25 protein-coding genes are annotated in these 25863 nt (G+C 68.1%); 13 read left to right on the top strand and 12 right to left on the bottom strand.

Features of this window, described 5'->3' with window-relative positions; all coding sequences use genetic code 11:
- Nucleotides 1-166 precede the first annotated feature (166 nt).
- From IT359_14215 to IT359_14180, 8 genes are all read left to right on the top strand, one after another.
- The gene (locus tag IT359_14215) at nt 167-985 is read left to right on the top strand and encodes a PIG-L family deacetylase (protein ID MCC6930135.1); all 819 of its coding nucleotides are present in this window, start codon (nt 167-169) and stop codon (nt 983-985) included.
- Nucleotides 982-2739 carry a glycoside hydrolase family 9 protein gene (locus tag IT359_14210; protein MCC6930134.1) on the top strand — a complete coding sequence of 586 codons (1758 nt, stop codon included), beginning with the start codon at nt 982-984 and terminating at the stop codon, nt 2737-2739. Before IT359_14215 ends, IT359_14210 begins: the two co-directional genes overlap by 4 nt.
- Nucleotides 2740-2916: 177 nt before the next feature.
- The gene (locus tag IT359_14205; GenBank protein MCC6930133.1) at nt 2917-3234 is read left to right on the top strand and encodes a hypothetical protein; all 318 of its coding nucleotides are present in this window, start codon (nt 2917-2919) and stop codon (nt 3232-3234) included.
- Nucleotides 3235-3309: 75 nt separating this feature from the next.
- Nucleotides 3310-3492, top strand: a complete 183-nt coding sequence (locus IT359_14200) for a hypothetical protein (protein ID MCC6930132.1) — start codon at nt 3310-3312, stop codon at nt 3490-3492.
- A 112-nt stretch (nt 3493-3604) separates the two neighbouring features.
- Nucleotides 3605-5461, top strand: a complete 1857-nt coding sequence (locus IT359_14195) for a CocE/NonD family hydrolase (protein MCC6930131.1) — start codon at nt 3605-3607, stop codon at nt 5459-5461.
- 265 nt (nt 5462-5726) lie between these two features.
- Nucleotides 5727-5936: a type II toxin-antitoxin system HicB family antitoxin gene (locus tag IT359_14190; GenBank protein MCC6930130.1), complete on the top strand. Its 210-nt coding sequence runs from the start codon at nt 5727-5729 to the stop codon at nt 5934-5936.
- A gap of 46 nt (nt 5937-5982) precedes the next feature.
- Nucleotides 5983-6165 (top strand): type II toxin-antitoxin system HicA family toxin, encoded by a 183-nt coding sequence (locus IT359_14185; GenBank protein ID MCC6930129.1) that lies wholly within the window; start codon nt 5983-5985, stop codon nt 6163-6165.
- Between the two features lie 31 nt (nt 6166-6196).
- Nucleotides 6197-6655: a DUF983 domain-containing protein gene (locus tag IT359_14180; protein ID MCC6930128.1), complete on the top strand. Its 459-nt coding sequence runs from the start codon at nt 6197-6199 to the stop codon at nt 6653-6655.
- A 4-nt stretch (nt 6656-6659) separates the two neighbouring features.
- On the opposite strand, the gene IT359_14175 is transcribed toward IT359_14180, so the two are convergent.
- The 3 genes from IT359_14175 to IT359_14165 are packed head-to-tail and all read right to left on the bottom strand — an operon-like array spanning nt 6660 to nt 8151.
- Complete coding sequence (locus tag IT359_14175) at nt 6660-7016, bottom strand: DUF86 domain-containing protein (GenBank protein ID MCC6930127.1); 357 nt, start codon at nt 7014-7016, stop codon at nt 6660-6662.
- Nucleotides 7009-7299 (bottom strand): nucleotidyltransferase domain-containing protein, encoded by a 291-nt coding sequence (locus IT359_14170; protein MCC6930126.1) that lies wholly within the window; start codon nt 7297-7299, stop codon nt 7009-7011. The genes IT359_14175 and IT359_14170 overlap by 8 nt, the downstream gene beginning before the upstream one ends.
- 54 nt (nt 7300-7353) lie before the next feature.
- On the bottom strand, nt 7354-8151 hold the full coding sequence (locus IT359_14165; protein ID MCC6930125.1) for a carboxypeptidase regulatory-like domain-containing protein: 798 nt from the start codon (nt 8149-8151) through the stop codon (nt 7354-7356).
- A 394-nt stretch (nt 8152-8545) separates the two neighbouring features.
- On the opposite strand from IT359_14165, the gene IT359_14160 reads away from it, so the two are divergent.
- Both IT359_14160 and IT359_14155 read left to right on the top strand, forming a co-directional pair.
- Nucleotides 8546-9598: a hypothetical protein gene (locus tag IT359_14160; GenBank protein MCC6930124.1), complete on the top strand. Its 1053-nt coding sequence runs from the start codon at nt 8546-8548 to the stop codon at nt 9596-9598.
- A gap of 627 nt (nt 9599-10225) precedes the next feature.
- A complete protein-coding gene (locus tag IT359_14155; protein ID MCC6930123.1) occupies nt 10226-10528 on the top strand; it encodes a hypothetical protein in 303 nt (100 codons plus the stop codon).
- A 73-nt stretch (nt 10529-10601) separates the two neighbouring features.
- Here IT359_14155 and IT359_14150 read toward each other — a convergent pair whose 3' ends face one another.
- On the bottom strand, nt 10602-10862 hold the full coding sequence (locus IT359_14150) for a DUF3224 domain-containing protein (GenBank protein MCC6930122.1): 261 nt from the start codon (nt 10860-10862) through the stop codon (nt 10602-10604).
- Nucleotides 10859-12073: a membrane dipeptidase gene (locus IT359_14145; protein ID MCC6930121.1), complete on the bottom strand. Its 1215-nt coding sequence runs from the start codon at nt 12071-12073 to the stop codon at nt 10859-10861. Before IT359_14145 ends, IT359_14150 begins: the two co-directional genes overlap by 4 nt.
- Before the next feature lie 374 nt (nt 12074-12447).
- Between IT359_14145 and IT359_14140 the strand changes: the two genes are divergently transcribed.
- On the top strand, nt 12448-13254 hold the full coding sequence (locus IT359_14140; protein ID MCC6930120.1) for a cyclase family protein: 807 nt from the start codon (nt 12448-12450) through the stop codon (nt 13252-13254).
- A 103-nt stretch (nt 13255-13357) separates the two neighbouring features.
- On the opposite strand, the gene IT359_14135 is transcribed toward IT359_14140, so the two are convergent.
- Nucleotides 13358-14341: an alpha/beta hydrolase gene (locus IT359_14135; protein ID MCC6930119.1), complete on the bottom strand. Its 984-nt coding sequence runs from the start codon at nt 14339-14341 to the stop codon at nt 13358-13360.
- Nucleotides 14342-14481: 140 nt separating this feature from the next.
- Nucleotides 14482-15645: a galactose mutarotase gene (locus tag IT359_14130; GenBank protein MCC6930118.1), complete on the bottom strand. Its 1164-nt coding sequence runs from the start codon at nt 15643-15645 to the stop codon at nt 14482-14484.
- Nucleotides 15646-16007: 362 nt separating this feature from the next.
- Between IT359_14130 and IT359_14125 the strand changes: the two genes are divergently transcribed.
- Entirely contained in the window at nt 16008-16445 is a 438-nt protein-coding gene (locus IT359_14125; protein ID MCC6930117.1) for a CBS domain-containing protein, read from the top strand.
- On the opposite strand, the gene IT359_14120 is transcribed toward IT359_14125, so the two are convergent.
- The 5 genes from IT359_14120 to IT359_14100 all read right to left on the bottom strand — a co-directional run bounded on the left by IT359_14120 (nt 16424) and on the right by IT359_14100 (nt 21717).
- Nucleotides 16424-16675 carry a hypothetical protein gene (locus IT359_14120; protein MCC6930116.1) on the bottom strand — a complete coding sequence of 84 codons (252 nt, stop codon included), beginning with the start codon at nt 16673-16675 and terminating at the stop codon, nt 16424-16426. The genes IT359_14125 and IT359_14120 overlap by 22 nt on opposite strands.
- 128 nt (nt 16676-16803) lie before the next feature.
- Complete coding sequence (locus tag IT359_14115) at nt 16804-18726, bottom strand: NAD(P)-binding protein (GenBank protein ID MCC6930115.1); 1923 nt, start codon at nt 18724-18726, stop codon at nt 16804-16806.
- Nucleotides 18681-20261, bottom strand: coding sequence for a M20/M25/M40 family metallo-hydrolase (locus IT359_14110; GenBank protein MCC6930114.1), 1581 nt, complete (start codon nt 20259-20261; stop codon nt 18681-18683). Before IT359_14110 ends, IT359_14115 begins: the two co-directional genes overlap by 46 nt.
- A 76-nt stretch (nt 20262-20337) precedes the next feature.
- On the bottom strand, nt 20338-21090 hold the full coding sequence (locus IT359_14105) for a metallophosphoesterase family protein (GenBank protein ID MCC6930113.1): 753 nt from the start codon (nt 21088-21090) through the stop codon (nt 20338-20340).
- Between the two features lie 3 nt (nt 21091-21093).
- Nucleotides 21094-21717 (bottom strand): hypothetical protein, encoded by a 624-nt coding sequence (locus IT359_14100; protein ID MCC6930112.1) that lies wholly within the window; start codon nt 21715-21717, stop codon nt 21094-21096.
- 379 nt (nt 21718-22096) lie between these two features.
- On the opposite strand from IT359_14100, the gene IT359_14095 reads away from it, so the two are divergent.
- Nucleotides 22097-25852, top strand: a complete 3756-nt coding sequence (locus IT359_14095; GenBank protein MCC6930111.1) for a response regulator — start codon at nt 22097-22099, stop codon at nt 25850-25852.
- Nucleotides 25853-25863 lie beyond the last annotated feature (11 nt).

Genomic DNA, 25863 nt, shown 5'->3' with positions numbered 1-25863 from the left:
GCACGGAGGAGTTCACGAAAGCGCAGATTGCCTTCGTGCGCCTCCGTGAAACCTCCGTGAGCCTCCGTGTCGAGCTATGTTCTGTGGGGTTGGGTCGGCGAGACCATCGCCCCGCGCGCCGTTCGGCGGTTAGGTTGGAGGGGACCATCCCTTCACTCCGCCACCGATGCTCGAACCGTACGTGGTCGCACGAATCGCGCGCCGCGCGCGCATCACGCGGTTACTGCTTCTTGCAGCCATCGCACTCCCCGGGGGAACGCATGCGCAGGCCGCGGCGAGTGCCGCGCCTGCACGTACCATCCTGGCCATCGGCGCGCACGCCGGCGACATGGAGCTCACCACCGGCGCCGTGCTGGCCGGTGCGCGCGCTCGCGGCGATCGCGTCGTCCTCCTCCACCTCACGCTGGGGGAAGGAGGGAACCCGGCGCTCACGCCGGCCGCGTACGGCGAACAGAAGCGGCGCGAGGCACTGGCGGTGGCGCAGGCGTTAGGCGCCGAGGTGCGATTCGCCCCTTATCGCGACGGCGAGCTTCCCAACGATGATGCCACGCGCCGCTGGGTCGCCGATCAGATCCGCGAGGTGCGTCCCACGCACGTCTTCACGCACTGGAAGGACGGGATGCACAAGGACCACATCACGGCGAGCGCGGTGGTGCGCGACGCCGTCCTCCTCGCCTCGCTGGCCGGCGTGGTCACCGACCATCCGGCGTGGCGCGGCGTGCGCGCTGTGTGGTACGCCGACAACTGGGAGGATGCGGCGGGCTTCATCCCGTTTGTCTACGTCGCCGTGAGCGATGCCTTCGAGCGGTGGCGCGATGCGGTGGCGCGCTACGAGTTCGTGCACGGGAAGACGTCGGGGTTCCCCTACCTGGAGTACTACAGTGCGCTGGCCACGGTGCGCGGGGCGGTGGCCGGGAAGGGGCGCGCGGTCGCCTTTGCCATCGAGCCGTTCGGGCAGCGGCGCGTGCTGGACTCGTTGCCATGATCACGGCTTTCGTCGCACAGGGCGCGGCGTTGCTGCTGGCGGGTGGCATCGCCGACAGCGCCTTCATCCGCGTCAACCAGCTCGGCTACGCCCCCGACGCCCCCAAGGTCGCCGTGGTCTGCGCACTTCAGCCCGTGGCGCTCGACGCCTTCGAGCTGCGCGATGCGAACGCGCGCGTCGTGCTGCGGGGCCGTGCGAGGGTGAGTGAGCCGTTCGCCGCCTGCGCGCAGACCTGGCACCTCGACTTGTCGCGCCTCACGCGCGAGGGAGCCTATCGCCTCAGTGCCGGCGCGCTCGAACCTGTGACCGTGCGCATCGGGCGCGCCGCGTATCGCGCCGCCGCCGACTCGCTCCTCGTCTACATGCGGCAGCAGCGCTCCGGCTACAACCCGTTCTTCAAGGCCAGGGTGCACCAGCGCGACGGGATCGTCGTCGGCGACTCACCGCGCGCTGGCGACTTCGTCCCCGTCTCCGGCGGGTGGGCCGACGCCTCGGACTACCTGCAGTACGTGACCACCTCGGCCAACGCCACCTTCGTCATGCTCAAGGCGGCGCGCGACTACCGGCGCGCCTTCGGCGATGCCTTCGCAGCCAACGGCGACCGCGGGGCCAACGGCGTGCGCGACATCCTCGACGAGGCGCGCCACGGGCTGCAATGGCTGGTGGCGATGTTCCCAAACGATCGGGAGCTGTACAACCAGCTCGGCGACGACCGCGACCACACCTTCAACGATCTCCCCACCACCGACTCGTCGGACTACGGCTGGGGGAAGGGGAAGGAGCGCGCGCTGTATCCGTGCACCGGACAACCACAGGGGCTCTTCAAGTACAAGAACCGGGCGACCGGCTACGCCTCCACCGCCGGCAAGGTTGCCGCGGCAATGGCGTTAGGCGCGCAGCTGCTCCGCGAGCGTGACTCCACCTTCGCCGACACGCTCGCGCGCAAGGCGGCGGCGGCCTACGCCCTCGGCGTCGAGTTTCCCGGCGCCTGCCAGACCGCGCCGGGGCGCGCGCCATACTTCTACGAAGAGGACAACTGGGTCGACGACATGGAGCTGGGGGCGTCGCAGCTCTTTGCCCTCACGCGCGACGCGCGCTACCTGCGCGACGGCCTCGCGTATGCGGCGAAAGAGCCTGTTACCCCGTGGATGGGAGCCGACACCGCGCGCCACTACCAATGGTACCCGTGGTTCAACAGCGGGCACCACGAGCTGTGGCGCGTGAGCCGCGGCGCCGATCGCCAGGCGATGATCGACTACTATCGCCGTGGGCTCGAAGCCGTCGTCGCGCGCGCCGGCAACGGCTTCCGCGTCGGGATTCCCTTCATCTGGTGCTCCAACAACCTCATGGCCTCGTTTGCCACGCAGGCCATGCTCTTCCGCCAGATGAGCGGCGACACGCGCTTTCGCCCCTATGAACAGGCGGCGCTCGACTGGCTCTTCGGCACCAACCCATGGGGCGTCTCCATGGTCGTCGGCATCCCCGACGACGGTCGTTATGCACGCGATCCGCACTCCGACATCGCGCGCGCTCTCAAGGTGCGGCTGACGGGCGGGCTCCTCGATGGCCCAGTGTATCGCTCCATCTTCCAGAACCTGATGTACATCCGGCTGCTCGAGCCGGACGAGTACGCGCCGTTCAACACCGGCTTCATCGTCTACCACGATGACTACGGCGACTACTCGACGAATGAGCCGATCATGGATGGGACGGCGAACCTTACGTATCTGCTGGCGGCGGTGGGGGGGCGGTAGAAGGGCGGACGGGGAACCGACGAGTGTCGTGGGGTATCTCACGTGTCCTTCTCGGAGAGGTCCCAGGTGCAATTGCGCAACGTGGGGTGCGTGGCGGGGCTTTCGTTCATCGTTGGGGGGTGCGCCACGGCCGCTCGGGGCGATGCAGGGGTTCCGATTGAGGCAGAGCGCGTCGAGATGGTACTCCAGTGCGTGCAGGGACAGGTCATGTCGGAGGGCTACTACATCGGCCCGCGAGACATGACGAGGAGCAGCGTACGAGGGCGACGCGAGATGGAGGTGGGTGAGGAAATCGAGATCGACCTCATCAGCTTTCGCGTATCACCGTCCAAGGACGGCGCGATGCTGCTGGCCCGGGCTTCCGTCTTCAGCCAGAGCAGCTTCCCCGACCCCGCGAACGTCTCGAAACGGTACCTTCGCGACCTCCCTGTCCTGCGCCCAGCAGCACGCTCACTCCTGCGGAAATTGCAGCAAGTGTGCGTGCGCCAGTCGTAGGCGAACGTCTTCGTCACCGACTTCGGCGGCAGGTCAGATTCCGTCAGCAGCAACGCTGGACAGACGCACACGGCAGTGCAACGCGTCGAGGCGCAGATCAACGAGACCATCAACTCCAAGGATGGTGTCGTCACGCAACGGCTCACCAACATCCTCTCTCCCGATGGCAACACGATCGCCGTGGCCTGCATAGGCGACGACGGGCACGGAAAGCCGACGGCGATGAGAATCGCGACGTACGAGCGGATGCGGCCGTAGTCGGCCTCGACGCGGACTTCCCGCACGGGCCGGCGCGCCGCTCGCGCCCCACTACCGACGCAGCGAAGCGGGCGATGGGGCGTATCTTGGGGGTGACCTTTCTGCCCCGACCATGAACTCCCGCATCGCTCCCGCGCGCTTCGTCTCCCTTCGCGCACTCGTCGCCGCAGCGCTCCTCGCCGCCACGCTCGGCGCTCCACTCGCCGCCCAGTCTCCTGCCGGCGACGACCTCGATCGACACGACGTTCGCATTACCGTGCGCGACGGCGCCGCGCTGTACGCCGTGGTCGTCGCCCCAAAGTCGCCCAGCAAGGCACTCCCCATCATGCTGGTGCGCACCCCGTACGGCGTTTCCCAGAACCTGCGCCCCGGCCCGATCCCCACGGCGTACGCCGAGTTGGCGAAGGACGGCTACACCTTCGTCTTCCAGGATGCGCGCGGGACGGGGAGGTCCCAAGGGCGCTTCATCATGAACGGGGCCCTGCACGACCCGGTGAAGGAGCCTAACGGCGTCGACGAGGTGACCGACACCTACGACACCATCGACTGGCTGGTGAAGAACATCGCCAGCAACAATGGGCGCGTCGGCGTCATGGGGGTCTCGTATCCAGGGTGGCTGGCCGGCGTTGCGGCGCTCTCCAATCATCCCGCGCTCAAGGCCGTCTCGCCGCAGGCGCCGATGACCGACACCTGGATGGGGGATGACTTCTTCCACCAGGGGGCGTTCCGTCAGTCGTTCGGCGTCGAGTACGCCACGGCGATGGAGTGGCCGCGCAACCTTCCGTCGCCGCTCAGGATCAACCGCTACGATCGCTACGACTGGTATCTCCAGTTCCTCACGCTCAAGGAACTCGGCGCGCGGAACGGGATCGACACGCTCGCCTCGTGGCGCGGCTTCAAGGCGCACCCGGCGTGGGACGCCTACTGGCAGGCCAAGGCGATGCAGAAGGTGTGGACCGTGCCTAACGTGGCCGTGCTCAACGTCGGCGGCTACTGGGACCAGGAGGATGTCTTCGGTCCGCAGGAGGCGTATCGCACCCTCGAGAAGGCCGACACCACGCGGCGCTGGAACCACATCGTCCTTGGTCCCTGGTTCCACGGCGGGTGGTCCGGTCGCGAGACCGACACCTTCGGCCCAATGAAGTTCGGGAGCGACGTGGGACTGTATTATCGCGCCAACATCGAGCGCCCTTGGTTCTTCAACTACCTGCATGGCGACGGGACGGCGCCGTTCAAGGAGGCGTACCTGTACGAGGTGCAAGGGAACACGTGGCGCACCTTCGACGCATGGCCGCCGCGTGAGGCGAAGGCATCGAAGCTCTATCTCCACGGTGACGGCACGCTCTCGTTCGACGCACCCAAGGTTGCGGGGAAGAACTCGTACTCCAGCGACCCGCGTCACCCCGTCCCCTACATCGCGCGCCCGGTCGACGGGACGCGCTGGCGGCAGTGGCTCGTCGAGGACCAGCGCTTCGTGCACAACCGCCCCGACGTGTTGAGCTGGGAGAGCGCGGTGCTCGATCGTGACGTCGTCATTGCCGGCGACGTGACGGCGCACCTCTTTGCCAGCACGACCGGGAGCGACGCCGACTGGGTGGTGAAGCTCATCGACGTCTATCCGGACTCGGTCGGCAGCGACCCCAAACTCGGCGGCTACCAACTGATGGTAGCGGGCGACATCATGCGCGGGCGCTACTACCGGAGCTTCAGCGTGCCGCGGGCCATCATGCCTAACGCCGTAACGCCGTTCACCGTCGACCTGCACCAGCAGGTGTATCGCTTCCAGGCGGGGCACCGCATCATGGTGCAGGTGCAAAGCACCTGGTTCCCGCTGTACGACCGCAACCCGCAGACCTTCGTCCCCAACATCTTCGAGGCCAGGGCGAGCGACTTCAAGTCGCAGGTGCACACCATTCACTCCGGGCCGAGGGCGCCGAGTCACATTGCGGTGGGGGTGCTGCCGAACTAGGGTGGGCCCGCCGTAGTGGCGGATCGGGCGTCCCGGAAGAACGCTGCGCCCAGCCTCGAAGTGGTTCCAGATCCGGTGGCCGCGACGTTGCGGGCGCACTGCGCCGGCGCTGCGGCTACCGGTTCTGAAACCACCTGTAGCCTTGTCGTCCCACAGACGCCGCTTCGGATGCCGGACGGGGTTCTGCTATAGATTGGGGAGGTGATCGCCGAGTGGCCCCCGAGCGCTTGCTCGTTTAGGGAAAACCTCTTTCAGTTCGGTTCTCATGCGCACCTACACTGCCGTCATCGAGCGCGATCCTGAGACCCACGTCTTCGTCGGGTACGTCCCTGGCTTTCCGGGCGCCCACAGCCAGGGCGACACCCTCGACGAACTGCACTCCAACCTGCGGGAAGTCATCGCCATGCTGCTCGAAGACGGCGAGCCCCCGCTCGAGGCGGAGTTCGTCGGCACGCAAACCATCCTGGTCGCGTAGCGCGGTTTACGTGAGTTCAATTCCCGTCCTCAAGCCGCGTGAGGTCATGGCTCGTCTCGAGCGCCTCGGCTTCGTCGAGGTCCGGCAGCGGGGTTCTCACAAGCAGTTCCGACATGATGACGGTCGCGTCACGACGGTCCCCGTCCACAGTGGCTGCGATATCGCTCCGTCACTCCCGCGCCAGATCTGCCGCGACATCCGTGTTCCGATAGAAGAGTCCGTGGCGTAAGGCCGCAATCATCGCGATGTCGCCCTCTCCCGTGCCGCCATCCGCCCCGCGTCCGCAGACTCAGCCCGTCTCCGAGCGCACGCTCACGCAGTTCCTCACGCTGCTTGGTCGCGCCGTGCGCCTGCGCTGCCCGCACTGCGGCCAGGCCCCCGTCCTCATCTCCTGGGGAAAGATCCACGAGCGCTGCGCACACTGTCATTTCCGCTTCGAACGCAGCAGCGACTCCTACTTCACCGGGGCGATGTTCTTCAACCTCATCACCGCCGAGTTCCTGTTTGCGGTGGGGATGGGGACGGCGATCGTCGCCATGTGGCCCGACATCAACTGGGACTACATCACCTATGGCGCGGTGGGCGGCATGGCGGTCACGCCGATCATCCTCTATCCGTTCTCGAAGGTGTTGTACCTGACGGTCGATACCTTCATGCGCCCGGTACGGCCGGAGGAGTGCGATCCGACCAATACGCGGTGGACGCGGACGGGGGTGTAGGGCGTCAGGACAATCGCTTCAGCGCGCCAGCGATCGCGTCTCGCACGAGCGGCAGGTCATCCCGTGCCGTGTCCCAAACGATCTGGGTGTCGACGGCCCAGTACTGATGCGTGATGCGGTCCCGCATCCGCGCCAACGCGGACCACTCCACCTCCGACATTTCGGAGGCGAGTTCTGGATCGCGCTGCGCCACGGCCTTGGCCGCTTCGCCAATCACCACAATGCGGAACAGGATGGCATCTCGCACCGCCGAGTCGGCCTCGAAGACTTCGCGACCGCGAGCGACGTACGACGCGATGGCGTCCGCCGCCTCGACCATGTGCGCGAGCCGTTCGATCGAGATCTCCCGCGCGTCAGACATCCATCGCATCCCGAAGCACGGTGGTACGAAACGGCTCCCGCAAACCTGTGTCCGGCACCACGTCGACTCGGCGATTCAGCAGACGTTCCAATCGCTCCTCCAACCGCGCCAGATCCAGCAACGTACGTCCCGGCGCCATGGTCACGAGCAGATCCACGTCGCTGCCGATCGACTCCTCCCCTCGAGCGGCGGACCCGAACAGGCGCACGTGACGAGCGCCGTGTGCTTCGGCGACCCGGAGAATCTCCTCGCGCATTGCGCCTACCTGCTCGCGGACAGTCATGTCGTGGAGTGTAGCCCTCCAAGTGCGCCAGAGCCAGCCGCGCACCCGGCTGCCTCAGTGCTGCCCCTTGCGCACAATCACCAGCACCCCGTTGGTCGTCTCCTCGCCGTAGAGCAGCCCCGCCTCGCTCGGCCGCAGGAACACCATGTACGAGATGTCGGTCGCGCCGAACAGTCCATCCAGTTCCACCAGGTCCGACCGCGAACTGTAGCGCTGCCCGTTCACGACCACCGTCACGCACCCGCCCGTGCGGCGGTAGGCGATGCAGCGATACATCCCCCCGTGAATATGGCGTTCCCCCTGCCTTTCGCCGTCGAGGTACATGGTCTTGAGCTCCAGCGTCGCGATGTTGAGCGTCTGGAGCACGTCGTACGGCGACACGGCCGTCTGCGCCGCGATCGCCACCTCGGCCGGCGTGACGATGGTGCCGGCGACGATCCTGGACATCAACCCGGGAATGCCGATGTTGCGGAGCGAGTCACGCTGCGCCTCGATGACCATCGGCGCGAGCGTGTTGACTGCACGCGCGAGTTTGACGTCGACCTCGAACGAGTCGGTCGCCACCATCGCGATCCAGGTCGAGATGTTCGTGACGTAGCCGGTCCCGCTGGTGGCGACGGCGTACACCCCGCCCTCGGGGACGGCGATGGTGTAGCGCCCGCGCGAGTCGACCGCGGTCCCGATCACGACGCCCGCGGTGGAGTCGAGGAGCACCACGAAGCCGCTGCGCACGGGGGCGCGCGTCTCGCTGTCGCGGACCGTCCCCTTGATGAACTGCGCGTGGAGGGGAGTGGCGGCGAGGAGGAGCGCCGAGAGGAAGGCGGGAGCGCGCCAGTTGATGATGTCGGACATTCATCGCCCTCCTGATCGTCGAGTTGAGCTGTGGCTCACCGGACGCAACAACATAGCTGGCCGTTGTCGAGTTCGCAGTGTCGCGGCCGCACCGAGCGGTGGCGCACACCCGCGGACGACCTCAGATTCTCACGGCATGACCCCACTCCTCATCCTCCGATACGTCCCCCCCCCCCGCGACACGCAGTTAGGTGCCTGGCGGTCCAAGCCTTCTGCCGGGAGGCCTGCGCAAGCCGGTGCCCTCACGCGCGCCGCGCGTTGGCTTGAGCGCGCGCGGCTACGCCGTGCCTTCGCTCTCGTCCTTCTGCCGCTCGCGCCGGCAATCGCGACTAGCGTAAGCGCCCAGCCTCGCACCCGCAACTACCCGCTGAGCGCGCAGCCGCAACAACGTTGGGTGCTCTCCGCCCAACCCACCGTCTCCATCGGCGGAGCGGACTCCGGCGCGCAGGAACTCTCGATGGTCGCGTCGACCTTTCGCACGCCGAGAGGCAGCATCGTCGTGGCCGCGATGCGGCAGGCGGAGCTGCGGCTCTTCGATTCGAGGGGTCGGCACCTGCAGTCCGTCGGTCGCAAGGGACGCGGACCGGGCGAGTTCCCCGTGCTCTGGCGCGCATATGCACTGCGCGACTCCATCCTCGGTATGGATGCCGCCGGCATCGGACAGCTGTTCGGGCCGGATGGCAAGTTTGTACGCACGATCCCTCGCACGTCGGCGTTTGGGCGTCGCCTCGAAGTCGCCGGCTACTTTGGCGATGGCGCCACGTTCGGCTACTTCTATCCCGATCCGCTCGAACGGGCTCCGTCAGGCGAGAGCGCCATCGACGCGATGCTCGTGCGCGTGTCGGCGTCTCGCACCGACTCGCTGCGACGCGTCGCTGCCGGAACCGTGAACCGCAGAGGCACGGGCGAGCCCACCGCGGTGGCGTATGCGGCGCGATTGCAGCTCGCGGTCTTTGACAATCGCTTCTGCGAGTCGTCCTCGAGCGACTACATCGTGCGCTGCTACCTCGCCGACGGAAAACCGCAGCTCGAGATCCGGCGCCCCGATGCCCGCACCGCCGCGATCACCCAAAGCGATCGTGATCGCTTCTTCGCCGGAATCGACAAGGCGAACCCCGACCCGCGTGCGGCCGGCTATCGTCGCGAGATTCGCGAGCGCACGGAGTTCGCGCGCGTGCGTCCGCAGATCGGACGTCTCGTCGCGGGAACGACCGGTGAGCTGTGGGTGGGCTCCTACGATCCCGCTGAGTCGGTCGACGGCACCCTGCACCCATCGCCGGACAGCGCCACCACCTGGCAGGTCTACTCCGCGACCGGTGACTGGCTCGCGCAGTTGCGCCTGCCGGTTCGCTTTCGCCTTTTTGACGCCGGGCGCGACTGGATCCTCGGCGTCCGCCGCGACGAGGATGATGTCGAGTTCGTCGAGCTGTACCGGCTGACCCGGTGACGGCGACGGCGTACACCCCCGCTTCGGCGACAGCGAAGAAGTAGCGCCTCCAGCGGTGGCGCGTGCCCTCGGACGACCTCAGATTGTCATGGTATGACGCATCGTCTCTCCTCTGACACGTCACTGGACGCCACCGATGCACAGTTGGCGATCTGGCGGTCCATGACACCCGCTGCGCGGCTTGCGCAAGCCGCTTCCCTCACGCGCGCAGTGCTCTGGCTGGAGCGCGAAGGATTGCGGAGACGGCACCCGTGGATGACCGCCGCCGAGCTGCATCTGGCGGCCATCAAACGTCGGCTCGGACCGGAGTTGACGGCTCGGGTGTACTCGACATCGCGCCATGAGCCCTGAACAGCTCCCCGACGTACTCGCGATCGCCGCTGACGTTGCGACACGTTTGCAGTCCGCGGCAATCCCGTATGTCATCGGGGGGTCGCTCGCGAGTTCCATTCACGGTGAGCCTCGCGCGACCATGGATGTGGACATAGTCGCCGACATCCCGCTCGAGAAGGTCGATCGCGTGTGTGCTGCCCTGCCCTGCGCCCCGACTACTATGTGGATGAGGAGGCCGCACGCGATGCCATACGTACTCACGAGTCATTCAACGCCGTTCCTATGCTGGCTGGCGTGAAGATCGACTTCTTCATGGCCGGGTCGGACGCGTTTGAAGGTGAGCGGCTACGTACGCGCATTGCCGTCCTGGTGCGGGAGGACCCTCCGCTCAGTCTCTGGTTCGACACCGCGGAGCACACCATCCTCCGCAAGTTGGAATGGTTTCGGCGCGGTGGAGAAACGTCGGATCGGCAATGGCGCGACGTCCTCGCCATCGTCGCGCTGCAGAAATCGAAGCTTGATCGCACGGAACTGACGCGTTGGGCGGCGATACTTGGTATCGCCGACCTCCTGCAGCGATGCCTGGGCGGGGACTGATTGCGACAACTGGTCGATGGAGCTTGCCATTGCCCGCGAACCCCGCCGGCGCGCCACCCGCCCCGATCTCATGCTAGAAAACATACGAGTGCACCCCGCCCTCGATGATGATCTGCATGTGCCCGTGCAACCACTCCAGCCCGTCGGTCCTCGAGTCGGGGGCCGATCCATTCACCGCGGACATTGCGCTCAACATCTGCCCCACGCTCGTTCCCGACAGGTCGCCCTCGAAAACCTTGTCGATCGTCAGGCGCCCTAACGACTTCCCGTCGACATACGCATCGCCCGCCCGCGGCGTGAGCTTGACCGTGAAGGTCCCCGAGGCGCGCATCATTGCCCCCACAGATTCCGGAAGACGCGCATCGCGTTCCCGCCCAGCACCATGGCGATGTGCTGGTCGGTGTAGCCGCGGCGGATGAGCCCCTCGACGACGTCGAAGGTCCGCTTGGGATGATCCAGCCCCGGCACGGTCAGCAGCCACTCCCCCTTCTCGCCGACGTGCAGGTGATACCGTTCGAAGTTAGGCGTCGCCGGGTTCCCCTGCCCCGCCCCGTTCACCGGGTTGGGATTCCCCACCACGTCCATGTCGCTCCCCATCGCCAGGTGCTCGACCCCCACGAGCTTGCGCACATAGTCGAAGTGGTTGAGCGCGTGCTCGATGGTGGTCGGTTCGGTGGGCGAGATCATCATCCGCAGGAACGGGATTCCCATCACCCCGCCGGTCTTCGCCATCTTGGTGATCATCTCATCGGTCTTGCAGCGCGCATGGTCGGGCATGAGCCCGCGCGCGCTCGCGTGCGAGAAGACAACCGGTCGCTTGGCGATATCGAGCGTGTCGAGCGTGGTGCGGTCGGCGCAGTGCGACACATCCACCGCCATCCCCACCTGCTCCATGCGCTGCACGATGGACTTGCCGAACACGGTGAGCCCGCCGTCGCGCTCCTCCAGAAAGCCGCTCCCGATGCGGTTCTGGTAGTTGTACGTCAGCTGCGACAGCCGCTGCCCTAACGAGTAGAACTGGTCGACGTCGTCCGGCGCGCGGAAGTGATCGGAGTTCTGGAAGGTGATCATGATCCCCACCTTCCCCGCCTTCTTCACCGCCTCGAAGTCGCGCGCATCATCCACGCGCGCGAACCACTCCGGGTACTCGGCGACAAAGCCGTTCCACTCGGCGAAGAAGCGGAGCCCGTCGGCGTAGTCGCGCGGGGCATGGCCAAGGCAGATGACCGTGTAGCCGCTGGTGCGATACACCTCCCAATCGGCCGGCGTCATGCTGCGCGGCTTGCTGAGCCAGAGCTGGCTCTTGGGCGGCTTCTCGGCGAAGTCGGCGAAGCGGAACTGGTTGAGCAGGTCGATGACGACCGACTCCTGCACCAGCTTGATGGCGCGCGCCGAGTATTCGATGGCGTAGCGCGCATCATGCGGGCGAAAGAGCGGGTAGCGCCCGCGCAGGATGGCCGGGGCGGCGACGACGCCCGCGGCGAGGCGGGTGATCGCGGCGCGGCGCGAGAGGGCGTCGCGCGAGGGATCGGGATCGAGTGCCATAGCGTTGGGAAGGGGTTTGGCGAAGATGCGGTGCCGAGCGCGCGGCGGCAATCGTTGCGACACGATCGTGCGGTCGAGGGGTGGGGGCTTGCTGGACTGAAGGATCGCCACATATCGCAGGTTCGCTTGCACTCCGCGAAACCCAGCGTTCCCTGCGGCGAAAGGGCTTGGCACTTGTCAAGTCGGGCGCCCTTTCCGAGGTTCGCTGTGGTGCCGGATCGACGAAGAACCGCAGGTTCTTGTGCCGCAGGGAACACGGAGTTAAACGGAGTATCGAGGCGCGCGATGAAGGTTCAGCGCGACAGTCACACCACCCCGTGGAGTTCCGCGTTCTCCAGCAGAAGCACGCGCCCTCCCTTCCCGAGTGATCGCCGATGCCCAAACGCCTCGCCCTCGCCGCCCTGTTCGCCGTCACCGCACCAATCTCCACGCACGCGCAGGCCATCGACCTCACCCGCTATCGTGTCGTCGACCTCACGCACCCGCTCAATGCCAAGACGCTCTACTGGCCGACGGCGAAGACGGGCTTCCAGCTGCAAGAGGTCGCCTTTGGCGACACGCCTGGCGGCTACTTTTATTCGTCGTACACCTTCGCCGCCCCCGAGCACGGGGGGACTCACCTCGATGCCCCCATTCACTTCCACAAGGGGGGACTCACCGCCGACCGTATCCCCGTCGAGCAGCTCATCGCTCCCGCCGTCGTCATCGACATCAGCGCGAAAGCGGCCAAGGATGCCGACTACCGCCTCACCGTCGACGACGTGCTCGCGTGGGAACGGAAGAACGGTCGCATCCCGCGTGGTGCCTTCGTCATGCTCCGCACGGGGTGGGGCGTGCGCTGGCCGAATGCCAAGGCGTACCTGGGCGACGACACGCCTGGTGACGCCTCGAAGCTTCACTTCCCCAGCTATGGCGTCGACGCCGCGACGCTCCTCGTGCGGGAACGCAAGGTCACCGCGTTAGGCGCGGATGTCGCCTCCATCGACTACGGCCCCAGCAAGGACTTCAAGGTCCACCAGATCGCCTCGGCGGCGAGCGTCCTCGGGCTGGAGAACGTCGCGCGCCTCGAGGCGCTTCCGGTCAGGGGCGCAACGGTGATCGCCCTGCCGATGAAGATCGAAGGCGGCTCCGGCGGACCGGTGCGGATCGTCGCGCTGGTGCCCAGGACGGGGGCGCGGTAGAACTCTGGGCGTCGCCGTATCGCGACCACCGGCAGCTGCATGCTGCGACGGGCGCATGCGCACACGGGCGCATGCGCACACGGGCGCGTGCGCACACGGTCGCCTAACGCCTCACCGCCGCGCTGTCGAACGCGACGGGTGACGCGGACGGCAGGTCATGCGCCCCCAGGAACGCGCGCATGCGCGTGTGCACGAGCAATGGCTGTTCCATGTGCGGAAGGTGCCCCGCCGAGTCGACGGCGAGGAACTCGAGCGACGGAATGGCGCGCTTGAGCACGTCGGCTTTCTCGATCGGCACCGTCTGGTCCTGTCGCCCCCAGATGAGCAACACCGGTACGCCGCTCCTCCCCACGGCGGCGTACAGCGAGTCGTAGTTGGTGCGCCCGGAGGTCATCCCCGACCGCAGCAGCGCGCGCCCGAACCCCTTGTACTGCATCTGCGGGCGGTAGCGGTCGGCCCAGTCGGGCCAGTGTTCGGGGTGGAGGAAGTCCGATGCCTGGTTGTCGGCCATCCCGGGGACGCGCGTCACCTGCCAGATCCAGTCACCGACGACGGGCCATCCCATGAACGAGGGCACCGGCGTGGACGACGCCACGGGGTCGACCAGGGTGAGCGTGCGCACGCGCGCGCGATGGCCGGGAACGAAGTGCCCGGTGACGAAGCCGCCGAACGAGAGCCCCATCAGGTGCACGGGTTCCGTCACGTGCAATGAGTCGAGGAGCCCATCGAGCTGCCGGTCGAAGAGCGCGCCGTCGTACGCCACATCGGGACGATCGGACCAACCGCGCCCATAGACGTCGTAGCGAATGACGCGGTAACCTGCACGGCTGAGCGCGACCACGGTCGAGTCCCAGATGTACGAGGGGACGGAGAAGCCGTGGACGAGGACGACGGGGGGCCCGGCATCGGGGCCCGTGACATCGTAGTGCGTGACGCCATCCGCCAGCTGCACGAACTTGCCGGGCGCCGAACGGCGCGCCGCATCGTCGAGTATCGCGGTCTCGGGGTTGTGCTTGAGATACAACACGAGGGCTGCAGCGAGGGCGAGGAGGGTGAGTGCGGCGAGAGTGCGGAGGGGGCGCATCAAGGGCGGACGGGGGACGGGAGACGGGAGACGGGAGACGGGAGTGGCCGCGCGGGGCGCGGCCGGGGGGGGGCGGAAGGGGAGCGGCCGGCTCAATCCCCCGTCCACTCCGGACAACTGCGAGGTAGGACGCTGGCTTGGCGCTACGACTTCACGCCGAATGTGAACACGGTCCGGCTTCGGAACGTTTGGCCCGGACGCAGGATCGTGTTGGGAAATCCGGGATGATTGGGCGAATCGGGATAGTGCTGCGTCTCGAGCACCACGGTCCCGCGATACGCATAGCGACGGCCTGCTTTCCCGGTGAGCGTTCCGTCCAGGAAGTTGCCGCTGTAGAACTGCACCCCGGGCTCGGTGGTGGCGATGTCGAGGGTGCGACCGGTCGTTGGTTCCTCCACGCGGATCGCCGTGCGTTTGCCGTCGCGCACGGCGCGGTCGAGAACGAGGTTGTGGTCGTAACCGCCGCCGAATCGCAACTGCTGGTGCCTGTCGCCAATGCGTGCGCCGATCGCCGTCGGCGTGCGGAAGTCGAACGGCGTCCCAGCCACGCGGGCAATCTCACCGGTCGGGATCAGCGTCGAGTCGACCGGGGTGTACGACGTGGCATGGATCGTCAACACGTGGGCACCGGCGTCCAGCAGCGGAGCGTTTGGCGCGCGCCCCGGCCCGGTCCCCGCCAGGTTCCAGTACGTGTGCTGCGACAGATTCACCGGCGTCGCCTTGTCGGTCGTGGCGTGATAATCCACGACGAGCGCGTCGTGCTGCGTGAGTGTGTACGTCACGCGCACCGCCAGCGTGCCCGGATACCCCTCCTCGCCGTCCTTGCTCGTGTAGGTCAGCACCACGCCGACGCTCGTATCATTCTTGAACGACTCGGCGCGCCAGATGACCTTGTCGAAGCCCTTCAGCCCGCCGTGCAGCGCGTTGGGGCCGTTGTTCACGGCGAGCGTGTACTCCTTGCCGTCGAGCGTGAAGCGCCCGCGCGCCACGCGATTGGCCACGCGTCCCACGACGGCACCGAAGTACGGCGACTTCTCCTCGTAGTCGGCGAGGCGGTCGAAGCCCAGGACGATGTCGTCGAAGCGTCCAGCCCGGTCCGGCGTGCGCAGCGAGGTGATGATCGCCCCGTATGTGATCACCTGCACCTCGACGCCGTGCGCGTTGCGCAGCGTGTAGCGATCCACCGCGTCGCCGGCGCGCGTGGTGCCGAAAGACTCCCTGGTGACGGACTGCGGGGAAGCTGCTGCGGCGGCTCGGACGGAGAGGAGGGTGAGGATGAGACCGGTGATGAGGCGGGGAGGGGACACGGGAGACGGGACGGGAGACGGGAGACGGGAGACGGGAGTGGCGTCGCTGCGCGACGCCGGGTGGTGGGGCGAGTGCGATGGTGGAATCTGTTGTTCGGCGGAACGATGGTCCATGCGGGCGCGCGAGGCTGCGCGACGCTGCGCGTCGACGCGGGAGTCGCTGAGTGGAGCGGGGCGCCCCGCGTGTTGCGCACATCACTCGGCGCCTCCCCCCCGCACACCACCCCCACCCGGGCGCCACCGAACTCCCGTCTCCCGTCCCCCGTCCCCCGTCGGCGGCGCGCCCCGGCGCCGCGCCGCGCCTCTGGCGCCAGCCCCACCACGACTGTAGCATCGTTTCACCCCTAAACGGAGGCTGCGCGATGCCCACGATCCAGGCCTTGATCGACCGCAAGGGCGGCGACGTTCATGCCGTTGGCCCCAACGCCTCGGTGCTCGAAGCGGCGCAGTTGATGAACCGGCGCGGGATTGGCGGGGTGGTCGTGCTCGATGCCGACGAACGCATCGTGGGCATCTTCACCGAGCGCGACATCCTGCGCCGCGTGGTGGCCTCGGGGCGCGATGCGGCGCACACGATGGTGCGCGATGTCGCGACGTCCGACGTCGTCACGATGCCGCTGCACACCGGCATCGACGAGTGCGCCGCCCTCATGTCGGCGCGACGCATTCGCCACCTCCCCGTGGTCGACGAAGGACGACTCGTGGGGATGGTGACGACGGGCGACCTCCTGGCCTACCGCGTCGCCGAGTCGGAAGCGACGCTGCAGTTCATGAGCAGCTACCTGTTCGACGTGCGATAGGCGCGTAGCGCCGACTCCGTGACGCGTGCGGCCAGGTAGCCGGCACACCCCAGCAGCGCGTCGACGGCTGGAAAGACGACACTGATGGCGGGTTCGCCGGCCAGGACGCTCACCCCCACGCCGGCGAGCGCGGCGGCGCACCACGACCAGGCACGATGGCGTTCCGTCAGGAGCAACGCGCTCGCGCGCCCGGCCACGGCGCCGGCGAGTATCGGGGCGAACTCGAGCATGTCTGGACTCCCACGTAAGTGGCGTGACGAGCATGATGGGCGGGGCATCAGTTATCCACTCCCACGCGCGCCTTGTCAACGCGTGGCGCCGGCGCGACAACCGGCGGAAAGCGGGCGCGACCTTGCGCCTACACCGCCGCCAGCACCTCCCCGACCGCTCGCGCCGCCTGCGTGATCGCCGAGTTGGTGTCGGCCTGCGCGCCGGCATCGGAGTTGGCGATCGCGATGCGCCCGAACGGCTGCCGCCCGATCACCCACGGCTTCTCTGCTTCGGACGCGTAGGGCGGCTCCCACAGCAACCCCGGCGAGTACGCATACCCGTGTGGCCAGCGGTTCACCGTGATCGCCTTGATGTCCCGCTCGGCGTCGAAGCCACCGCCCTTGAGCGCCGCGTCGAGCTGGTCGCGCACGTGGAACTCGAACTGCGCGAACGACGTCTCCATCAGCTTGCGCCGCCCCTCGCGCCACCCCTCGGGCCCCGTCTTCACCGGGTCGAGGTGCACGTAGCACATGTGCAGCACCATCGGGTCGTCAGGCGTTTGCGAACGCTTGTACTTCCCGATCGACACCGGGTAGTCGAGCTCCACCTGCTTGAAGAAGTCCTTGGTGTAGTACACGAAGTCGGTCCCAAGCCGCGCGAATGCCCGCCAGTTGGGGACGAGGACCTTGGTGTAGGTGAGCGGGACCTTCACGCCGTAGCTCAGCCCCTTCTTCTGCGCCGCCGGAAGCTCGGGGCACAGGTAGGGGATCCCCATGTTGTAGCTGGCGAGGATGACGCGCGGCGCGCGCACCGTGTGCGCCCCGCCGGTGCTGGTGACGTAGGTGACGTCCACCGCCTTGCGGCTGACGGCGTGCGCCACGTGCACCGCAGTGCTGTTGAGGCGGATGCGCACCTGCGCCCCCTTCCGGTCCAGCTGCGCATAGTCGGCGCGCGTCGTCACCAGGTCTTCCATCGTCGTCCCCGGCATCGCCGCCGGGATCAGCGCGCGCACCAGCGAGCGCGCCACCGAGGCGTTGCCGTCGGGGAAGTGGAAGATGTAGGGCTCGTCGCCGCGGTGCCCAAAGCGCGGCAGCGTGTGGTCCAGCCCCGGCATCCCGCCGTCGTACTCGTGCACCGACGTGCAGGGAATCTGGTCGATCCCCACGCACCAGAACGAGATCCCGAACTTGCGATACAGTTCGAGCAACTGGCGGTCCACCTTGCAGGTGTCGCGCAACCACGCCTCGTAGCTCACCTTGCTCAGCTTCGCATACTTCTCCTCGCGCGACAGGCCGGGAAGGTAGTCCTTCTCTTCCGTCTGCACGCGGATGAAGTCGGCGCGCGCCTGGTCGTTGAGCGGGGCGTTCCTAGCAAACTCCTCCCACGACACCTTCCCGTATCCCGTCACCAGCTTCCGGACGCCGAAGTTCTCCTGGTCGAAGAGGATCGACTTGCTCAGCCCCAGCTTGGCGTAGAGCGTCTGGTCGAAGTAGTCATAGAAGCGCTGCGTGACGATCCCGATCTCCTTGAGCGTCTCGCGCGCAACCGCCGTGTAGGCCGACGGCGTGTCGATCGACTCGGTCCCGCCATAGCCAATGCGCGTCTCGCCGTTGATGGAGAACTCATTGCGCTTGGCGTGCCCGCCGAAGTCGTCGTGGTTGTCGAGGACGAGGATGCGCGCGTTGGGCCGCTGCTTGCGGAAGTGGAACGCCGACGACAATCCGCTGATCCCCCCGCCAACGACGATGAGGTCGTACTGCTCCTCGGGGGCGCCGCGCTTCCACGTCTTTCCCGCCACGCGGGCGTGCATGTTCTCCCACGCCCCATCGTGCGTCCCGCGCAGCCCGGTCTTTGCCGGCGGATAGTAGTCGGCGCCGTAGTCCCACCCCTGCGCAATGAGGTCGCCCCACGGCGCCAGCATCGACGCGCCGACGGCCATGCTCACGCCGTTGAGGAAGTCTCGCCTGGTGACGCCGTCGTCTCGCATGCGGCCGCGCTCCTCGTGTTGGGTTTCCTCCCCTCCGCCTAACGCTGCGGCGGCGTGCGCCGCGCCTGCGGGCAGCGCGGCCACGGCACGTCGCTCCCTGCCGCCGTCTTGTTCACGCGCTTGTCGCGCCCCACGCGCTCCGGATCCTCCGACGCCTGGTACGCCAGCATCGCCGCCAGCGTCGCGTTGTTCTTCAGATCGTCCAGGATCAGCTTGTCGTACGTGTCGCGGTTGGTGTGCCAGGTGTACTGACGATAGTCAGGATAATTCGACTGCAACCGGAACGACGGCGCGCCGGCGCACAGGAACGACATGTGGTCGCTCCCGCCGGTCTCGGGAACGCCGGGAATGTCGAGATCGATCAGCGACTCGATTTCCGAGGGAATCGCGCTGAACCAGCGCCCGAAGTGCTGCGCCGCCCCGGTGAGTCCCATCATCCGGATGTACTCGATGCGCCACGTCCCGTTGTCCTGGTTGAACGCGGTCTGCAGCCCGTTCACCACCTCGGGGTGATCCTCGGCGAAGGCGCGCGAACCAATCAGCCCCTGCTCCTCCGCTCCCCAGTGCCCCACCAGGATGGTCCGCTTGGGATTGGGATACGCCGCCTTGAGCAGGCGCATCGCCTCCATCATCATCACCGTCCCCGTCCCGTTGTCGGTCGCCCCCGAGGCGCCGTCCCACGAGTCGAGGTGCGCGCCTAACAAGACGTACTCGTCAGGCTTCTCCGTCCCCTTGAGCTCGGCCACCACGTTGAACATCGGCGCATCCGGGAGGTTCTCGGCGCGCGCATCGAGGCGCATCTTCGGCCCCTGGTTGTTGGCCGCCAGGCGGTGCAGCAGCCCATAGTCCTCGCAGCTCAGGTCCATCACCGGGACGTTCTTCGTGCGCGCGCTGAACACCTTGTTCACCCCCCATCCCGCCGACCAGAGCGTCGTCACCACGCCCGCCGCACCGCTCGCATCGAGGAGCGGGAACGGGTCGCTGCCAAGCTTTTGGGCGCGCTGGTTCCAGAAACGCTTGGACGAATCGCGCGCCGCCTTCATCGCCGTCACCGAGGGCGCCCGCGCCAGCCGTTCCCAGTTCTCGTCGGGGCGGCACGTGGGCTCCGGCGCCGAGAGGAGGACAAACTTCCCCTTCACGTTAGGCAGCCAGGCCTTGACCGCCGCGCTGTCGGCCAACTCGGGAATGACGACGACGTCGCCCTCCACCGGCTTCGTCGTCGCCGGGCTCCAGGCGAGGATCATCCCTTCCAGCGTGCGCTCGCGCGGGGCGATGAGGTCGATGTGCGAGTAGCGCCGCTTCCACCCGGTCCACGTCCCGTACTTCTCCTTGCGCACCGGAACGCCCCACTCGGTGTAGCGCGCCGACACCCAGTCGGTCGCCGACAGGAAGGCGGGGGAGCCGGACAGGCGCGGGCCTATCGAGTCCATCAGGACCTGCGCCAGGCGCGCCACCTGCGACTTGTTGGTCATCCCCTCGTCCCAGATGCGGCGAATCACCGCGTCGTCGGTGGGGAAGCCCTGCGCGCGAGCGGCGGGCGCGAGGGTCACGCTCGCCGCGGCGAGCGCGGCGAGTGTGGCGAGGACGGCAAGGGTTGTTCGGGCGTTCGGCGTGCGCATTGCGGCGTGCTCCGGGAGCGGGTTCGGCGGGACGCGGTACGCTACTGATCGGAGCGCCCGAATGCCAAACCTCTCGTCAGCGCTCCAACGCCGCGAGCATCGCCTCGGCGGTGGGGGTGGTGAGGACGTTGTGGGCCGCGAAGTGCTCGGCGCGCGGATACGCCGTTGTCCGGATGCGCGCCGCCGCGGCGTCGAGGTCGTAGGTCGTATGGCGGAACTCGACGTCGCGGTCGATGAGGAGCCAGCGTGCGCCCGTCTCGCCGAACGGCATCCCTACCGAGCCGGCGTTCACCACGCGGCGGCCGGCGATGGTCCGGTCGAAGGTCATGTGCGTGTGGCCGCAGACGACGAGTGCGGCGTCCACGCCGTCGAACGCGGGGGCGATGCGCGCCTCGGCGGTGCGCTGGGTGAAGATCTCGGTGTCGCTGCGGGGTGTGGCGTGGCAGAAGAGGATGCGCCCCAGCGCGTCGTGCTCCACCGTCGCGGTCGTCGGCCAGCCCTCCATCCAGGCCGCGTCGTGCGGGGTGAGCTGCGCCGCGTTCCAGCGCATGACGTCGTGAATGGGCGCGGGGACTTCGGGGGAGATGGTGCCGCGTCGCGCCTCGAGCACCGTGCGATCGCCGTTCCCGCGTATCGCCAGGAGCGCCACTCCGTCGTCGGCGAGCGCGGCGAGCGCAGCCAGCGCCGCGAGCGACTCGTGCGGCATTGGTCCAGGGAGTACGTCGCCGCCCATCACCACCAGGTCGACCGCCGCATCTCGCACATCGGCCAGTACCGCTTCCAGCGCGGGGAGGTTGCCGTGGATGTCGTAGAGGGCGGCGATGCGCATGCGCTATGGTAGCGCCCACCCCAGCCGCATGGCGACTCGGTTCTGCGAGCGGCGCACCCCTCCTTCGAGCACGCTGCTGGCGAACTGGAAGCCGATCCCGGAGACGAGGGGCCCGCGCTGTGTGCTGAGGCCGACTTCGCCGCCAATCAGGGCGCGAAACGACGACGGGGGGTCATTGAGTCGCACCCCTTCGGCCTCGAGGAAGCTCCGGGCACGACGCCTCCCCGCGAACGCCCCGAGCTCCGCGCTCACCCACCGACTGATCGGGCGCTGCCACGTGGTCCCGAGCGCGAGTCGCAGTTCCTGACCCGTGCTGGTGTAGGGAATGAGCGGCTCCTGTCGCGGCCGCGCCGGCGACGCGGGGCACACGCCCATACAGATTACCGGCGCCATCCAGCTCCTCCCGAACGAGTAGTAATCGGCGAACGCCGATACCCCCACTCGCCCACCCGCGAGCCGCCACAAACGCGCGTCGAGCCGAGCGCCGGCGAACGGTTCCAGCCACTGCTCGGCGGAGAGCCGCCCGAGGCGGCTCGTATGCGCGGCTCCCCCCACCGCACTGATCTCCAGCCGGCGTGCGCCCTGAGCATGGCCGGCGCACGGCATCACGCCAAGAAAACCGCACATCAACAGTGACTGGGTAAACCTCCTGATGCTCGTTCGCATGTTTCGCCTGACTCTCGTGAGGAGGTGCACCATGCAGCTCCAAGAATGACGCATGAGGTTCGACGGACCTAGCGCGCGGCGGCACCCTTCGGTCGGGAGAATCAGAGCCGACTAATGGAGAGGCGCAACGCATCAGCCGCCAGACGCACGCATCCCCATCAAGGAAGTCCCGCCACTCATTGCGGATCTCCTGCCCCAACGCAAGGTTCCGAACAATATCCCACCAGTTTTCCATCCATAGAGCCGACACTCTCGGATGGAGCGGCGCTCGCTCGCACGTCCCGCCCCGCGCCCTCGCTTCAGGCTGCCGCGCCCGCACCGGCCGGTCACTCCCTCCCTCGTGCTCACCTCCCGGATCCTCCGCTCGCCCTGGCCGCGATCGCCGCGTCATGCCGCGATCGCCGGTCTCGTGGCGCTGGGCGCCGGCTGGGGAACGCCCCCCCTCTTGGGGGCACAGGTGGCAGAACGGCCCCACTCGACAGCGGCGCCCCCGTCGCCCACCGCCCCGTCGTACATCCGCCGCGTCATCGACAGCGACGATGGCCTCCCCGACACGCAGGTCAACGCCATCGCGCAAACGCCAGACGGGTACCTCTGGCTGGGGACGCGCCGCGGCGTGGTTCGCTATGACGGGCTGAACTTCCGTCTCTTCGGTCCCGACGACACGCCGGCGCTGCCGAGTGGCATGGTCCAGGCGCTCTCGGTCGACCGCTCGGGGCGCCTGTGGGTGGGGACGTCGCGCGGGCTCGCAGTGCTGGAGAAGGGAGTCTTCCGCACCATCGACGAACGACAGGTCCCGCGGGGCGTCACCTGGAAGGTGGTCGAGGACTCGAGCGGGCGACTGTGGGTCAGTGGTGAGTTCGGCGTGCGCGTTGGCGATGGGCGGAGCTTTGCCGCTGTCCCCGGACTCGACGCCTTCATCTATGCCTTGGCAGCGGATCGCACGGGGCGTATGTGGTTCGCCGGACGCAACTTCCTCGGCTCCTTCCGCGTGGGCGACAGCGCCGCCGTCACCTGGCGGCCGTCGCTCGGCGAGCGGTTTTTCGACATCGTGGACGACGGCGCGGGGGGCTTCTGGGTGGGGACGCGCTCCGGTGCCTGGCGACTCGACGTCGCCGATCCCGCCAACGTGCGCGTCACGCAGCGAGTCGCGACCGGCGAAGACACGGACGGCAACGAGGTGTGGACGCTGGCCCGCACGCCGGGCGGTGAGCTGTGGATGGGGACCGAGCGCTTTGGCGTGTTGCGCTGGGACGGCGACGACGTGCGCCCAGTCGACGCGCCGGCGGGAGGGACCCCCGATGTGGTCTGGTGGCTCTTCCCCGATTCGCGCGGGCGCATCTGGGCCGGCACCGGCAGCGGCATGCTGCGCTTCCAGCGTTCGGCGTTCGTCACCCTCAGCGAGGGGATCTCGCCGCGGAGCACGTGGACCGTTCGCCAGGACGAACGCGGGACGATGTGGGCCGCCGTCTCCGATGGGCGCGTCTACTACCTCGAGGGCGATCGCTGGACCGGCGTCCTCCCGCGCGCCGGCCGCAACCAGGCCAGCGCCCTCTGGCCCAGGCCCGGCGGCGGGATGTACTCCGTGTGGAATGAACGCCGGGTCTACGAGATCGATCGCACCTCGCGGCGCGACGTCACCGCGCAGTTGGGGCTTGCCGGGCGCTCGGTCCTCTCGCTCTTTCGCGACCACGACGGCTCCTTCTGGGTCTCCACCGACAGCGGCGTCCTGCACTCGGAGGGGGGCGTGGCGCGGCCGGCACCCGCCAGTTGGGGGCTCAACACCGGGACCACCACGCGCAACGTGGCGCGCGACCCCCGTGGACGCCTCATCTTCGCGCGCCCCTGGCTCACGATCGTCGACCGGGGCGTCGCCACGCGATACGACGAGCGCAAGGGGCTCACGCAGTACGACGTCGTCTCCATCCTTCCCGACGGTGACAACCTCTGGATTGCCACCGGCGACTCCGGGCTCTACGTCCTGCGTCGCGACACCGTGGTGCACGTGGGGCGCGCCGACCCGCGCCTGCGTCGCGAGCTGCTCGGCGTGGCCCGCGATGCCTTCGGCCACCTCTGGCTGACGTCGAGCTTCGGGCTGTACCGCGTGGAGGCGCAGGACCTCCTCGACTACGCCGACGGCAAGGTTCGATCGGTGCGCTTGCGCGCATTCGATCGCGCCGACGGGCTCCCCACCACCGAGTTCAACGCCGACTACCAGAGCCAGATTGCCACCGATGCGATGGGGCGCCTCTGGTTCCCGTCGTACGCCGGTGCCGTGCGCGTCGACCCGCGCGAGGTCCGCGAGGACCTGATCGCCCCGCAGGTGCACCTGGAGCGCATCGTCGTCGATGGGGTCGAGCGCCCGCTGGCGCCCGGGTTGCACCTCACGGAGCACGTCTCGCGCCTGGAAATCGCCTTTGCCGCCACCGACGCCCTCGTGCCCTCGCGCGTGCGCGCCCAGTACCGGATGACCGGCATCGACACCACCTGGCAGGACGCCGGTGCGCGCCGGCAACTCTCATTTGGTCCGCTGCGCGGCGGTGAGTACCACTTCGAGGTCCGCGTCGCCAACGAGGACGGCGACTGGAACCCCGCCAGGGCCTCGCTCGTCATCCACGTGCCGCGCGCACCGTACGAGTACCGCTGGTTCTACCCCTCCCTCGTCGCCCTCGCCGTCGCCATCATCGCCCTGCTCGCCCGGTTGCGCCTGCAGGTGGCCGAACGGCAGGAGCGCGAGCTGTCGGCGCTGGTGGAAGAGCGCACGCGTGAACTCGAGGCGTCGCGGGACTCGCTCGAGGAGCGGGTGAAGGCGCGCACCGCCGAACTCGCCCGCGAGCTGGAGGAGCGCAAGCTCCTCGAGCAGCGCCTCGTCACCGCCCAAAAGCTGGAGAGCATCGGGCGCCTGGCCGGCGGCGTGGCCCACGAGATCAACAACTCCATCACCGGCGTACTCGGCTTCACCCAGTTGGCGCAGCATGGCGCGCGCGGGAACGCTCCCCTGCAGGCCGACCTGGAGGAGGTATGGAAGGCCGGGCGCCGAGTGGCCGACATCACGCGACAACTGCTGGCCTTCGCGCGGCGGCAGCATACGCAGCCCGTCGCCGTGCAGTTCGGCACCCTCCTCGACGCCCTGGCGCGCTCGCTGCGCCAGTCCGTCGGCGAGCGCGTGCAGCTGACGGTGCAGGCGCCGGACGATCTCCCCCCCGTGAGCGCCGACCCGTCGCAGCTCGAGCAGCTCGTCTTCAACCTCGTCCTCAACGCGCGCGACGCCATGCCCGACGGGGGAGAGGTGACGTTGCGGCTGCGGGAGGAGGAGGTCGAGCGCATCCGCATCGTCGACGACATGTCGCTCAGCCCCGGGCGCTACGTCGTCCTCGACGTCATCGACACCGGGACCGGGATGGATGACGAGGTCCGCCAGCGGTTGTTCGAACCGTTCTTCACAACCAAGGAAGTGAACCGCGGCACCGGGCTCGGGCTCGCCGTCTGCCACGGCATCGTCGCGCGGCACCAGGGGGCCATCGAGGTCGAGAGCGCCCCGGGGCGCGGGACACGACTCACCATCTGGCTCCCGGTGTGGGTCGGCGATCCAATCGTCCCCGACCGTAGCGACCCGCGCCCAACCGGCACCGAGACCATCCTTCTCGTCGAGGACGAAGTCGCCGTACGACAGGTCGCGAGCCGCATGCTCACCCTCCTGGGTTATCGCGTGCTGGAGGCAGCGGACGGCACCGACGCCCTCGCCGTCGCCGAACGCGAGGGGAGCGCCATCGACATCGTCGTCACCGACGTGATGATGCCGAGGGTGAAGGGGCCCGAGCTGGTGCGCGCGTTGCGGCTGCGCCTCCCACAGCTCCCCGTGGTCTTCATGTCCGGCTACTCTGGGCTCGATGCCGCGGCGCTATCGGAGATGGCGTCACTGGGGCCGATGCTCGCCAAGCCGTTCGCGCAGGAAGCGCTGGCCACGGTCGTCAGGCGCGAACTGGACCGGCACCGCGCGAGCGAGGCGATGACCGCTACGGCGGGCGGCGGCGCGGCGGAGCCCATCGTTCCCGGGCGCTATCGCCCGTTTGATTCTGGCGGGGGCGCGCGATAGGGCGGGCGTGG

The sequence above is a fragment of the Gemmatimonadaceae bacterium genome (assembly GCA_020852815.1).
In the GTDB taxonomy this organism is placed as follows: Bacteria; Gemmatimonadota; Gemmatimonadetes; order Gemmatimonadales; family Gemmatimonadaceae; genus SCN-70-22.
Note: the sequence above shows the minus strand (reverse complement) of the source record. Positions and strands in the feature narration are given on the sequence as shown.